The organism is Micromonospora sp. NPDC005172 (assembly GCF_040608555.1).
Classification (GTDB): domain Bacteria; phylum Actinomycetota; class Actinomycetes; order Mycobacteriales; family Micromonosporaceae; genus Micromonospora.
Map to the genome: position 1 here is coordinate 246,036 of NZ_JBEXIL010000002.1, position 13,123 is coordinate 259,158.

Genomic DNA, 13,123 nt, shown 5'->3' on the forward strand with positions numbered 1-13,123 from the left:
GGCCGTTGTGGCTCGCAGGAGCGACGATCGGCCGCGGCATGAGCAAATCGCTGCCGACATCCGAGCGCGAATCATGTCCGGCGAGCTGCCGTCCGGGTCGCAGTTGCCGTCGACAGCTCAGTTGATCGACCAGTATTCGGTGGCGAACGCGACCGTGCAGCGGGCACTGACCTCCCTCAAGGCAGAGGGTTATCTCCACAGCCGGGTAGGCAAGGGGGTCTACGTCCGGGACCGCCAACCGCTGGTCATAGCGGTCGACGCATACGTCCCGCCCGCACGTGGTGGGTACACCTACCACCTGCTCGACGTGGCCGAGGTACGACCGCCCACCGATGTGGCGCTCGCTCTCGGTATCGCGGACGACGAGCCCGCCATCCTCCGTCATCGCCTGCTCTCGCACGACGGCGAGCCGGTGGAGGTGTCGTGGTCGTACTACCCGGTCGCGATCGGCCGAGGCACCGCAATCTCGTCGCGCAAGAAGCTCGTTGGCGGAATCCCTCGGGCACTCGCCGACCTGGGGCACACACAGCGAGACCTCGTCGACCGGCTGTCCGTCCGTATGCCGACCACCCAAGAGGTGGAGATCCTGGCGTTGCCGCCGCAGGTTCCGGTGATCCGGCAGTTCCGGGTGATCCGCTCGCACGGGGATCCGGTCGAGGTGTCAGTCCTGATCAAGGGCGGTCACCTGCACGAGCTGGAATACCACCAGGAGATCCAGCCGGACAGCGCATAGCCCGCGCAGCGCGACCGCCATTTCGGAGCGCTGGACGCTGATCGGTTCAGCACGCTCGCGGCGGCGGACCTGGACCGGTGATCATCTACGAGCTGCCCTGACCTGGGGCGCGCGGACTCCCGCCCGAGCCGGCCCGGTCCCGGCAGGCTCGGGCGGGTGACGGACAATGAGGTACGTGACGACGATCCCGAACGTGCTCGCCAACCGGTACGCCTCGCCCGAGTTGGTCGCCCTCTGGTCGCCCGAGGAGAAGGTCCGGATGGAGCGGCGGCTGTGGCTCGCCGTGCTCCGTGCGCAGCGTGACCTGGGCTTGGCCGTCCCGGACGGTGTGGTCGAGGCGTACGAGCGCGTGCTCGACCACGTCGACCTCGCGTCGATCGCCGAGCGGGAGCGGGTCACCCGGCACGACGTGAAGGCCCGCATCGAGGAGTTCAGCGCGCTGGCCGGGCACGAGCACGTGCACAAGGGGATGACGTCGCGGGATCTCACCGAGAACGTCGAGCAGCTTCAGGTGCGCGCCTCGTTGGAGCTGATCCGGGACCGGGTGGTGGCCACCCTGGCGCGGCTGGCGTGGCTCGCGTACGAGCACTCCGAGCTGGTCATGACCGGCCGCTCGCATAACGTGGCGGCGCAGGCGACCACCCTGGGCAAGCGCTTCGCGTCGGCGGCGGAGGAGCTGCTCATCGCGTACGAGCGGCTGGAGGAGCTGATCGCCCGCTACCCGCTGCGCGGCATCAAGGGGCCGGTCGGCACGGCAGCCGACCAGCTCGACCTCTTCGACGGTGACGCCGACAAGGTGGCCGAGCTGGAGCGACGCGTCGCCGAGCACCTGGGCTTCGCGCGGGTGCTGGACAGCGTCGGGCAGGTCTACCCGCGCTCGCTGGACTTCGACGTGCTGGCCGCGTTGGCGCAGACCGCCGCCGCGCCGTCGTCGCTGGCCACCACGATCCGGCTGATGGTCGGCCAGGAGCTGGTCACCGAGGGCTTCAAGCCGGGTCAGGTCGGCTCCAGCGCGATGCCGCACAAGATGAACACCCGCTCGTCGGAGCGGGTGAACGGCTTCGCGGTGATCATCCGGGGTTACCTGTCGATGGTCGGCGAGTTGGCCGGCGACCAGTGGAACGAGGGGGACGTGTCCTGCTCGGTGGTCCGTCGGGTGGCCCTGCCGGACGCGTTCTTCGCCGCCGACGGGCTGTTCCAGACCTTCCTGACGGTGCTCGACGAGTTCGGCGCGTACCCGGCGGTCATCAACCGGGAGCTGGAGCGCTTCCTGCCCTTCCTGGCGACCACCAAGATCCTGGTGGCGGCGGTCCGGCGCGGCGTCGGCCGGGAGGTCGCCCACGAGGTGATCAAGGAGCACGCGGTGGCGGTGGCGCTGGCCATGCGCGAGAAGGGTGCTCCGGAGAACGACCTGTTCGACCGCCTGGCCGACGACGGCCGCCTCGGCCTGTCCCGCGCCGACATCGACACCCTGGTAGCCGACCGCACGGCCTTCGTAGGAGCGGCACGATCCCAGGTGGAGCAGATAACCCGCCGAATCACCAAGGTGGTGGAAACCCACCCCGAAGCAGCCACCTACACCCCACCCCCCATCCTCTAACCCCCGCTCCCTCTCCCCCCTCTCCCGGCTTTCGCCCGTTGATCATGAAGTTATTGCCACGACACGCCGAGGTGTAGGGCAATAACTTCATGATCAACCGGGTCTGGTCGGGTGGGCCTAGTCGCCGGTGGGGGTTTCGGCGGCTGTTCGCAGGGTGGGGGCGCTCGCTGGCTCGGCGATGCCGCCCAGGGACTCCGCGAACGCCGGGTCGGTGGCGGTCTCGGCCGCGACCGCCGGCTGGTCGGCCGGCATGACCTCGGGCATCGTGGGTACGGCGACAACCGCCGTGCCGTACGCGCAGATCTCCATCCACATCTCGCCGCAGTCCCGGCTGTCGAAGCGCATGCCGATCACGGCGTTCGCGCCGAGCCGCAGGGCCTCCTCGCCGAGGCGGGTCACCGAGTCGGTACGCCACCGGGTCAGGTTGTCCGGCGCCATCGGGTCGTACGCGCCACCGCGCAGGTTCTTGACCCCCTCGCGGTACGGGTTGCGCGTCCTGGCCATCGATGACACCACCTCACCGAGAATCTGGCGGATCTCGTAGCCGGGCAGTTGCTCTGTCGTCACGACCAGCACGTTTCCGATGCTGTCAGGAGTGGCGCGACCCGATCGTGTGCAGTGTTCACCTGATCGGATGCTGCAAAACGACGCGGCGCGGACGGCCGGCGCGCCGCCGACCATCCGCACCGCGGGGGCGTTAACCGTCAGACACCGGCCACCGAGGTGATCCAGGCCCGGTTGTACGCGACGCTGCCGTAGTTCTGGATGTTGTAGCCGTCGGCCGTGGAGGCCACGCCGACCTGCTGGCCGTTGTAGAACTGCGGGCCGCCCGAGTCGCCCCGCCAGGCGTTGCCGTTGATCCGGGTGCTGCGGATGGCCTGCCCGCCGTACGCGTCGGTGACGTTGGTGCTGGTCACCTGGACGGTGGCGGTCTTGAGCTGGCTGGATGCGGAGCAGCCGCTGTAGCAGGTCATGCCCCAACCGTAGATCGAGTTGGTCGAGCCGACGGGCGGGTTGCTGCTCGCCAGGGACACCGTCGAGGTGCTGACCGTGCTGGAGAGGCGCATGAGGGCCAGGTCGTTACGGGTGTAGGTGGCGCTGACGGTTCGGGTGACCCCACCCGAGGCGCGGTAGACGCTGCCGACCCGGACGGACATCGTGCCGCTGATGCAGTGGCGGGCGGTGAGCACCCACTGTGCGGCGATCACGCTGCCCGAACAGGTGAACGATCCGTTGCTCAGCACGGCGGCGGCCCAGGGGGCGGACGACACGGTGCCGCCGCCGATGATGGGTTGGGGGCCAGCCGGGGCGGCGGACGCGCCGGACGCGGCGGCGAGGGCGCCGACCAGCGAGGTGCTGATCAGGGCGAGCAGGGGACGAACGCGCATCGGTGGACTCCTTGGAGGGGTGGGGGCCCGGGGTCGCCGGGTGCCCGGTGGCGACGGCGGGAGGTCCCCGTCATCGCTGGCATCGAGCCACGTCGATGTACTCTAGGGCCGACGAGCACCGTTTTCAAGAAGCCGATCGAGATCGTCCAATGTAACGATTCAGCTACCCTCCGCGCTGTGTATCCCCTGGTGAAACGGCCTGTCCCGCGTTGCCGGGCCCTTCTGCCGCCCGTTATGTGGATCACTGCCGGAACTGCGCCCGGCCGGTGCGTCCGCGGCGGAATCTGCCAGGTAGGCTGGCTGCGCTCGCCCGTTGTGGGTCGGCACCCAACTGCGTACACAGTCAGGAGTGCCCAGTGCCTCGCGTCGTCGTCGACGTCATGCTCAAGCCCGAGATCCTCGATCCGCAGGGCCAGGCCGTCGCAAACGCGCTGCCCCGGCTCGGCGTCAGCGACGTCGCCTCAGTTCGGATCGGCAGGCGGATCGAGATCGACTTCACCGGTGAACCGGACCTGGACCGGGCCCGGGAGATCGCCGACAAGTTGCTCGCCAACCCGGTCATCGAGGACTTCACCGTCCGCCTGGTCGAGACCGACGAGACCGCGGACGCCCGCTCGTGACCGCCCGGGTCGGTGTGGTCACCTTCCCCGGCTCGCTCGACGACGGGGACGCGGCCCGCGCCGTCCGGATCGCCGGCGCCGAGCCGGTCCGGCTCTGGCACGGCGACGAGGATCTGCACGGTGTGGACGCTGTCGTCCTGCCCGGCGGGTTCTCCTACGGTGACTACCTGCGCTGCGGCGCCATCGCCCGATTCGCCCCGGTGATGGAGACGATCGTGGACGCCGCCAAGGGCGGACTGCCGGTGCTCGGCATCTGCAACGGCTTCCAGATCCTCTGCGAGGCGCACCTGCTGCCGGGCGCGCTCACCCGCAACCAGCACCTGCACTTCCGCAACCGGGACCAGGTCCTGCGCATCGAGTCGGCCGGCACCGCGTGGACCAACGCGTTCCAGGCTGGCCAGGAGGTGCTCATCCCGGTCAAGAACGGTGAGGGCTGCTACGTCGCGGACACCGCGACGCTGGACCAGCTCGAGGCCGAGGGCCGGGTCGTCGCCCGCTACGTCGGCGGCAACCCGAACGGGTCGCAGCGCGACATCGCCGCGATCACCAACCCCGCCGGCAACGTGGTCGGCATCATGCCGCACCCGGAGCACGCGGTGGAGGCGCTCACCGGCCCCTCACTGGACGGCCTCGGCTTCTTCACCTCGGTCCTCAAGCACCTGGTCGGGGCGCCAGCATGACCGCGAGGAGCGAGTCTGGCGGGCACGAGCGCATCGAGGAGAGGTCATGACCACCCACCCGGACCCGGTACGGGACACTCCGGAGGCGTACTCCGCCCCGGTGCAGCCGACCGAGCCGCCGGCGCAGCCCACCGCTCCGGCGGCCGCTCCCGCGCAGCCGGCGACCGCCGACTGGACCGACGGCGTGGACACCGTGCCGCGCGCCGGTGGCACCCCGGGCGAGTTGCAGCCGTACACCGAGCTGGGCCTGCGTGACGACGAGTACGACCGGATCCGACAGATCCTCGGCCGTCGCCCCACCCAGTCCGAGCTGGCGATGTACTCGATCATGTGGAGCGAGCACTGCTCCTACAAGTCGAGCAAGGTGCACCTGCGCCAGTTCGGCGAGAAGGCCCCGCACAGCGACCGGCTGCTCGCCGGCATCGGTGAGAACGCCGGTGTCGTGCAGGTCTCCGACAAGCTGGCGGTGACCTTCAAGGTCGAGTCGCACAACCACCCGAGCTTCGTCGAGCCGTACCAGGGCGCGGCGACCGGCGTCGGCGGCATCGTCCGGGACATCCTCGCCATGGGCGCCCGCCCGATCGCGGTCATGGACCCGCTGCGCTTCGGCGCGGCGGACCACCCGGACACCGCCCGGGTGCTCACCGGCGTGGTCGCCGGCGTCGGCGGCTACGGCAACTGCCTGGGCCTGCCCAACATCGGTGGCGAGCTGGTCTTCGACCCGTCCTACCAGGGCAACCCGCTGCTCAACGCGCTCTGCCTGGGCGTCCTGCCGGTCGACCGGCTGCAGAACAAGGCCGCCGCCGGCCCCGGCAACGTCGTGGTGCTGATGGGCGCCAAGACCGGCCGGGACGGCATCGGCGGCGTGTCGGTGCTGGCCAGCGCCACCTTCGACGAGGGCAGCGAGGCCCGTCGCCCGGCCGTGCAGGTCGGCGACCCGTTCACCGAGAAGCTGCTGATCGAGGCATGCCTGGAGCTGTACGACGGCCAGCTCGTCGTCGGCATCCAGGACCTGGGCGGCGCCGGCCTGACCTGCGCGCTCACCGAGACCGCCGCCGCGGCCGGCACCGGCATGCGGGTCTGGCTGGAGCGGGTGCCGCTGCGCGAGCCCTCGATGGACCCGCACGAGATCCTGGCCAGCGAGTCGCAGGAGCGGATGCTGCTGGTCGTCGAGCCGGACAAGCTCGACGCGGTGCTCAAGACCTGCGAGAAGTGGGGCGTCCTCGGCACCGCGATCGGTGAGGTCACCGCCCCGGAGCCGGACGGCCGCCCCGGTCGCCTGCTGATCACCTGGCGGGACCACCTCGTCGTCGACGTGCCGCCGGGTTCGCTGGTGGACGACGGGCCGGTCTACGCCCGGCCGATGCGTGAGCCGGCCGACCTCATCCTGCTCCAGGCCGACCGCGCCGAGACGCTGCCCCGCCCGGCCGACCCGGACGCGCTGCGGGAAACCGTGCTGCGCATGATCGCGTCGCCGAACCTGGCCGACAAGACCTGGGTCACCGAGCAGTACGACCGCTACGTGCTGGGCAACACCGTTCTCGCCCAGCCGGAGGACGGCGGCGTGATCCGGATCGACGAGCGGACCGGCCTCGGCGTGGCGCTGTCGGTCGACGGCAACGGCCGGTACACCCGACTGGACCCGTACAACGGCACCAAGCTGGCCCTGGCCGAGGCGTACCGGAACGTGGCGGTGACCGGCGCGAAGCCGATCGCCGTGACCAACTGCCTCAACTTCGGCTCGCCGGAGGACCCGGGCGTCATGTGGCAGTTCGCCGAGGCCGTGCGCGGCCTCGCGGACGGCTGCCTGGAGCTGGGCATCCCGGTGACCGGCGGCAACGTCAGCTTCTACAACCAGACCGGCGCGGCGGCCATCCACCCGACCCCGGTGGTCGGTGTGCTGGGTGTCCTGGACAACGTCGCCGACCGGGTGCCGATGGGCTTCGTGCCGCGCGCCGGTGGCGACCACGACCAGCTCTACCTGCTCGGCGAGACGAACGTGGAGCTGTCCGGCTCGGAGTGGGCCTGGGTGACGCACCAGCACCTCGGCGGCATCCCGCCGCAGGTCGACCTTCTCCGCGAGAAGGCGCTGGCCGAGCTGCTGGCCGAGGCCGCCCGGGTGGGCCACCTCAGCTCGGCACACGACCTCTCCGACGGTGGTCTCGCGCAGAGCCTGGTCGAGTCCTGCCTGCGGCGTGGCGTCGGCGCTCGGATCGCCGTGCCGGAGCAGTTCGCCGAGGGTTCGATGCCCTTCGTCTACCTGTTCAGTGAGTCCGCTACGCGGGCGCTGGTCTCGGTGCCGCGTGGCCACGACAAGGCGTTCGCGGCGCTCTGCGCCGAGCGGGGCGTGCCGTTCGAGCTGATCGGCGTGACCGACCCGTCCGGCGGTGCGCTCGAGGTGCACGGGCAGTTCCGGATCGGTCTGGACGAGCTGCGCGCCGCGCACACCGAGACGCTTCCGCGCCTCTTCGGCGGCACCGCCGCCGAAGAGGTTCCGGCCGCTGACGGTACGTCCCAGCCGGCCGCTGGTGCGACGCCTGAGCCCGCTGTCGCGGAGGTGCCCGCGCCGGCCGCCGGAGTGGCGGGTGCGGTCGAGGCCGTGCCGCTGCCGACTGCCCCGGCCGAGCCGGTGGACGCGTCGGAGGTGCTCTCCGAGCCGATCGCGTCGGCCGGCCCGTCTCCGCAGACCGGAGCTGTCGACCCGGTCGGGTCGGAGCAGCCGTCCGAGTCTGACTCCGGTGCCACCGAGCCGTCGCCTGACGAGCGCTGAGGCGTTGGCGGCGGCCGTCTACGGCCAGCCCGGGTCAGGTGCCAGGTTCGACTGGGGCCTGACCGGGGCGGCCGAACTCGGCCGGGTCTGCGCGGCGCTGGTGGTGGTGGACGTGCTCTCGTTCACCACCGCCGTGGAGGTGGCGGTCGCCCGGGGCATGCGGGTGCATCCCTTCCCGTGGGGCGAGCAGGCCGCCGAGTACGCACTGCGGGTCGGCGCGGTGGCGGCGGTCGGTCGTCGCCGGGTGACAGCGGACCATCCGTGGTCGCTCTCACCGGCCGCGCTGAGCGCCGCGCCGATCGTCGCGGACCTGGTGCTGCCCTCGCCGAACGGTTCGGCCATCAGCGCCGCCGCCAGCGCCACCGGGCTGCCGGTGGTCGCGGCGTGTCTGCGTAACGCCAGCGCCGTCGGGCGTTGGCTGCGCCGCCAGGGGTACGGGACGACTGATGCCCCGATCGGCGTCATCGCCTCGGGCGAGCGGTGGCCGGACGGGTCGCTGCGCCCGTCGGTCGAGGACCAACTCGGCGCGGCAAGCGTGCTGGACGCGTTGTCCGGGGTGCCGGGCGGCCTCTCCGTGGAGGCGGCCATGGCGCTCGCCGCGCTGGCCAGCACTCCGGACGTACCCGCAGCGGTGCGCGGCAGTGTGTCCGGTCGGGAGCTGACCGAAGGCGGTTTCGAAGCCGACGTCGACATCGCCGTCCGGGTGGGCGTCTCCGATGTCGTACCGGTGCTCCGCCAGGGCGTCTTCTCCGCCGCCTGACCACAAGACCCGTCGGCCGGCCCGAGTGCCCGACTCGCCCTACCTCCACCCCCGTTGATCATGAAGTTATTGCCCGCGCAGCCGGCGTGTCGGGGCAATAACTTCATGATCAACGGGGTGGGGTGGGGTGGGGTGGAGGTAGGGCGGGGGTCGGTCAGGTGACAGCGGGACGGCCGCCCGGTTTTCCGGGCGGCCGTCCCGCTGTGTGCGTTGTGGTGGTGCCGGTCAGTCGTCCAGCCAGTCGAGGCGTCGACCGCCGCGCTCAGTGGGCGGGGGAGCGTCCGGCCGGGCCCGGCCACCCTGCTGCTGACCGTAGCCGCCCTGGTCGTAACCCCGGTCGTCGTAGCTGCCGCGTTGCTGCGGGGGCTCCTGGCCGTAGTTGCCGCCCTGGTCGTATCCGCTGGCGGGCTGGCCGTATCCGCCCTGGTCGTAGCCCCGGTCGTCGTAGCTGCCGCGTTGCTGCGGGGGCTCCTGGCCGTAGTTGCCGCCCTGGTCGTATCCGCCGGCGGGCTGGCCGTAGCCGCCCTGGTCGTACGCGCCGGTCTGCTGGCCGTAGCCTCCGCTCGGCTCCGCCCCCCGACCGCCGCCGTACGGCGTGGTCGGATCAGGCTGGCCGTAGCCCGGTGCCTGCTCCGGCTGGCCGTAGCCCGGTGCCTGCTCCGGCTGGCCGTAGCCCGGTGCCTGTTCCGGCTGGCCGTAACCCGGTGCCTGTTCCGGCTGGTACACGCCGGTGGCGTACGGGTCTGCCGGAGCCGGGTACTGCGTGCTGTCGCCGGTGTACCGTCCGGTCGGCTCGTCGAAGCGCTCGCCGTAGCCTGCCGCCCCACCAGCGGGAGCCGGCGGGTAACCCCCGGCGCCGGCCGGCGCGGTGTAGTCACGGCTGCCGTAGCCGCCCCCGGAGGAGGGCGCGGCACCGTAGCCGACGCCCGGGGCCGCGGCACCGCCGTAGCCCGCTCCGGAACCGGGTGCGGCGCCGTAGCCGTCCGCCGCGCCGCCGCCGTAGCCGCCGTCGGGCGTCGCCGACGTGCCGTAGCCACCACCCGAGGCGGGGGCGTTGCCGTAGCCGCCGTAGCCGCCCTGGGCGGGCTCGTCGTCGTAGCCGGAGCCACCCCAAACCTGCTGGTCCGCCGCCCCGTAGGGCTGGGCGGGCGCGCCGTACGGGTCCGGCGGTACGTCGTCGACGACCGGGCGGTGCATCATCGTCGGCGCCTCGCTCAGTGCCGCGCCGCCGACCATGGTCGGGTCGGGCCCGCCGCCGCGGTTGACCACGCGGGTCTTGTCGTCGGCGCCGTGGAAGGCCCCACGGGCCGCCGGTACCGCGCCAGCGGGACCGGCCGCGCCAGCCACCGCCGGCTCATCGTCGTCGCCGCTCTCGCGGCGCTTCATCCACAGCAGGACGATCGTGCCGACGCCGGCCGCGACGAGCAGGCCTCCGAGCAGGATGATCAGGTACGAGCCGAAGCCGCCACCGTCGTCCTCGTTGCTGGCGTTCGCCGGGGCGCCCGGGCTGGCCTCCTCGGAGGGCTGCTCTTCGGCACCCTCCTCGGTCGCCTCCTCGGTGGGGGTGGCATCGGCGGTGGGCGACGGGGTGGCGCTGGGCGTCACCTCGACCTTGACCTCCAGAACGATCCGCTGGCCGGTGACGGTCTGCCCGGCGCTCGCGTTGAAGCTCTTGAAGGCCTTGATGTTCTCCGAGGACGCCCCCAGGTCGATCCGACCCGGGCTGATCGGGGCCTGGCTGCTACCGGTGAACCGGAAGTTGCCGCTGTTGTCAGCGACGGCGTCGTAGCGGTGGCCGCCGGTGTCCTGCAGGACGACGAACGCGTTCGGCACCGGGTCGCCGTCGGCCTTCTTGACCACCTTGCCGGAGACCGACTTCACCGTCTGGTTCTGCTGCGGCGTGGGCGGCGGTGCGGCCTTCGACGTGAGGTTGACCGTCGTCGAACCCTGTCCATTCCCCAGGCCTGCGCTGGCCCTGACGGTGACACGGGCGGACCCGTTCGAGGCGTCGTCCGCCACTTTGAACTTGGCCGTGTAGGTCTTGGCCTCGGTCACGTTTCCCTGCGAGCAACCCTCGATGCACTGAAGCTTGGGGTTGTCGGAGCTGACAGTTACATCGGCAGGAGCTACGGGTTCGTCGAAGCTGAGGGTGTAGCTCACCGTTGTCTCGCCACCCGCCTGGACGGTGCCTGGGGAGGCCGAGACATTTGTGACCTTAGGAGCGGCCATTGCCGGTGTGGCGGGGACGGCGAGCAGAGCGCCTGCAACCAGCGCTACGACCACACCGGCCCGCTGCTTCCAGGCACGTCGGTGTGTTGACACGTCCACCGCCTTCCGGGCTGACTTCCCTAGTACCGGCGGGGCGCCGGGCCGGGGATCATCACGGTACGAATACGCCGTCGGCCACTATGCCTTGTCTCACTGTGCCGGCGCGACCCAGGGCCAGCGTCGGGTGCTTCACCTGTGGGTCGTATCGTCCCGTCGTGTCCTCTCCGCACAGTAAGTCCGCTGCCGTCGACGCGGCGTTGTCGGCGCTTGACGAGGGTCGTACGCCCGAACGGTCGGTACTCCGGGAGGCGGTCCGGTCGTTGTTGGCCGTACTCGCGGAGCGCGCCCCCGGCCGATCGGTGGAGGTGCGCGTCCCACCATACGGTGCGATCCAGTGCGTCCCCGGTCCTCGACACACCAGAGGAACCCCGCCGAACGTGGTCGAGATGTCGCCGCAGACGTGGCTGGAACTCGCCACGGGCCGGCTCGCGTGGGCCGGTGCGGTGGCCGAGGGTCGTGTTCAGGTGAGCGGCGTCCGGGGGGATATCTCGGCCTATCTGCCCCTCTAGCTGCCTCGATGTCCGTGTGATCGCTACTCTCGGCAGCGAAACCGTGACTATCTGTATCGACGTCGACTCGCGTACACTGTCAGACGACGACAGTGGTCCCGGCCGAGGAATGTGGATCCGCCCCGTGATCCCCGCCAGGCCGGTCCAGACCAGCATGAGGGAGCGGTAGTGCCCCGAGGCGACGGCCGGCTGAGCCACGACCTTGATCCCCAACGACCCGGCCCCCAGGACGCCTGCGGCGTCTTCGGCGTCTGGGCCCCTGGCGAAGAGGTCGCCAATCTGACCTATTTCGGCCTCTATGCCCTCCAGCATCGCGGCCAGGAGGCGGCGGGCATCGCGGTCAGCGATGGCTCAGGCGTGGTGGTCTACAAGGACCTCGGCCTGGTGGCCCAGGTCTTCGACGAGCCCACCCTGGCCAGCCTGCGTGGCCACCTGGCGATCGGGCACGCCCGATACTCGACGACCGGTGCGTCCAACTGGGAGAACGCCCAGCCGACCATCCGGTCGACCGATTCCGGCACGACCATCGCGCTGGCCCACAACGGCAACCTGGTCAACACCGCGGAGCTGGAGAAGGAGGTCGCCGAGCGCGGCCTCGTCGCGGACGGCTCGACCAACGACACCTCGCTGGTGACGATGCTGCTGGCCAGCCGCCCCGACCTGTCGGTCGAGGCGGCCGCGCTCGAGGTGCTGCCGCAGCTGCGCGGGGCGTTCAGCTTCGTCTTCATGGACGAGTCGACGCTGTACGCGGCCCGCGACGCGCACGGCGTGCGCCCGCTGGTGCTCGGCCGGCTGGAGCGTGGCTGGGTGGTGGCGAGCGAGACCGCCGCCCTGGACATCGTGGGCGCGAGCGTGGTGCGCGAGGTCGAGCCCGGCGAGCTGATCGCGATCGACGAGGAGGGGCTGCGCTCGACCCGGTTCGCCGCGCCCGAGCCGAAGGGCTGCCTCTTCGAGTACGTCTACATCGCCCGCCCGGACGCGACCATCGCCGGGCGTAACGTGCACGCGGCGCGGGTGCAGATCGGCCGGCAGTTGGCCAAGGAGCACCCGGTCGAGGCCGACCTCGTCATCCCGGTGCCCGAGTCCGGCACCCCGGCCGCTATCGGCTACGCGGAGGCGTCCGGCATCACCTACGGCGCGGGCCTCATGAAGAACCCGTACGTGGGGCGTACCTTCATCCAGCCGTCGCAGACCCTGCGTCAGCTCGGCATCCGACTCAAGCTCAACCCCCTGCGGCAGAACGTCCGCGGCAAGCGCCTGGTCGTCGTGGACGACTCGATCGTGCGCGGCAACACGCAGCGCGCCATCGTCCGGATGCTGCGCGAGGCGGGGGCGCTCGAGGTGCACGTCCGGATCTCCTCCCCACCGGTCAGCTGGCCGTGTTTCTACGGCATCGACTTCGCCACCCGGGCGGAGCTGCTGGCCAACGGGTTGGACAACGACGGCATCCGGCGCTCCATCGGCGCCGACACGCTGGGTTATGTCTCGCTTGCCGGCCTGATCGCAGCGACCGAGCAGCCGAAGACCCGACTGTGTCGGGCGTGTTTCGATGGGGAGTACCCGATCGAGCTTCCGGCTGGCAATCTGATCGGCAAGCACGTGCTGGAAGGTATGGGCCGCCGGGTCGCGACCGCGACGTCGGAGGCCCCGGACAGCTTCGGCCCGCTCGTCGCCACTCCGGGTGGCGTGACCGCTAACCGCCCGTAGCACCAACTGGCGCGGCCCGGCCACCGCC

The 13,123-nt window shown here is 71.2% G+C and carries 11 protein-coding genes; 8 read left to right on the forward strand and 3 right to left on the reverse strand.

The genetic code is table 11. The features are described from left to right. The first annotated feature begins 7 nt into the window (after positions 1-7). Both ABZV06_RS02460 and purB read left to right on the forward strand, forming a co-directional pair. The gene (locus tag ABZV06_RS02460) at positions 8-733 is read left to right on the forward strand and encodes a GntR family transcriptional regulator (RefSeq protein ID WP_355617926.1); all 726 of its coding nucleotides are present in this window, start codon (positions 8-10) and stop codon (positions 731-733) included. Positions 734-908: 175 nt separating this feature from the next. Continuing rightward, positions 909-2,333: an adenylosuccinate lyase gene (gene purB, locus ABZV06_RS02465; RefSeq protein ID WP_355617929.1), complete on the forward strand. Its 1,425-nt coding sequence runs from the start codon at positions 909-911 to the stop codon at positions 2,331-2,333. 117 nt (positions 2,334-2,450) lie between these two features. On the opposite strand, the gene ABZV06_RS02470 is transcribed toward purB, so the two are convergent. Further along, entirely contained in the window at positions 2,451-3,014 is a 564-nt protein-coding gene (locus tag ABZV06_RS02470; protein ID WP_355245607.1) for a YbjQ family protein, read from the reverse strand. 23 nt (positions 3,015-3,037) lie between these two features. After that, positions 3,038-3,721 carry a trypsin-like serine protease gene (locus ABZV06_RS02475; protein ID WP_355617932.1) on the reverse strand — a complete coding sequence of 228 codons (684 nt, stop codon included), beginning with the start codon at positions 3,719-3,721 and terminating at the stop codon, positions 3,038-3,040. A 356-nt stretch (positions 3,722-4,077) separates the two neighbouring features. On the opposite strand from ABZV06_RS02475, the gene purS reads away from it, so the two are divergent. Genes purS through ABZV06_RS02495 form a run of 4 tightly spaced genes read left to right on the forward strand, consistent with a single transcriptional unit; the run spans position 4,078 to position 8,551 of the window. Then, on the forward strand, positions 4,078-4,341 hold the full coding sequence (gene purS, locus ABZV06_RS02480; RefSeq protein ID WP_007454310.1) for a phosphoribosylformylglycinamidine synthase subunit PurS: 264 nt from the start codon (positions 4,078-4,080) through the stop codon (positions 4,339-4,341). Next, complete coding sequence (purQ, locus tag ABZV06_RS02485; protein ID WP_355245598.1) at positions 4,338-5,021, forward strand: phosphoribosylformylglycinamidine synthase subunit PurQ; 684 nt, start codon at positions 4,338-4,340, stop codon at positions 5,019-5,021. Before purS ends, purQ begins: the two co-directional genes overlap by 4 nt. Before the next feature lie 46 nt (positions 5,022-5,067). After that, on the forward strand, positions 5,068-7,791 hold the full coding sequence (gene purL, locus ABZV06_RS02490; protein WP_355617935.1) for a phosphoribosylformylglycinamidine synthase subunit PurL: 2,724 nt from the start codon (positions 5,068-5,070) through the stop codon (positions 7,789-7,791). A gap of 4 nt (positions 7,792-7,795) precedes the next feature. After that, positions 7,796-8,551: a 2-phosphosulfolactate phosphatase gene (locus tag ABZV06_RS02495; RefSeq protein ID WP_355618000.1), complete on the forward strand. Its 756-nt coding sequence runs from the start codon at positions 7,796-7,798 to the stop codon at positions 8,549-8,551. 225 nt (positions 8,552-8,776) lie between these two features. Here ABZV06_RS02495 and ABZV06_RS02500 read toward each other — a convergent pair whose 3' ends face one another. Continuing rightward, positions 8,777-10,606 (reverse strand): carboxypeptidase regulatory-like domain-containing protein, encoded by a 1,830-nt coding sequence (locus tag ABZV06_RS02500; protein ID WP_355617938.1) that lies wholly within the window; start codon positions 10,604-10,606, stop codon positions 8,777-8,779. A gap of 428 nt (positions 10,607-11,034) precedes the next feature. Here ABZV06_RS02500 and ABZV06_RS02505 point away from each other — a divergent pair, with 428 nt between their 5' ends. Together ABZV06_RS02505 and purF are read left to right on the forward strand one after the other, a co-directional pair. Continuing rightward, positions 11,035-11,388, forward strand: a complete 354-nt coding sequence (locus ABZV06_RS02505) for a sterol carrier family protein (RefSeq protein ID WP_355246573.1) — start codon at positions 11,035-11,037, stop codon at positions 11,386-11,388. 168 nt (positions 11,389-11,556) lie between these two features. Further along, positions 11,557-13,095, forward strand: coding sequence for an amidophosphoribosyltransferase (purF, locus tag ABZV06_RS02510; RefSeq protein WP_355246570.1), 1,539 nt, complete (start codon positions 11,557-11,559; stop codon positions 13,093-13,095). The last annotated feature ends 28 nt before the right edge of the window (positions 13,096-13,123 follow it).

Coding starts and splice junctions, on each gene's coding strand:
- ABZV06_RS02470 (WP_355245607.1), bottom strand. CDS start 3,014: ATGGTCGGCGGCGCGCCGGCCGTCCGCGCCGCGTCGTTTTGCAGCATC.
- purL (WP_355617935.1), top strand. CDS start 5,068: ATGACCACCCACCCGGACCCGGTACGGGACACTCCGGAGGCGTACTCC.
- ABZV06_RS02475 (WP_355617932.1), bottom strand. CDS start 3,721: ATGCGCGTTCGTCCCCTGCTCGCCCTGATCAGCACCTCGCTGGTCGGC.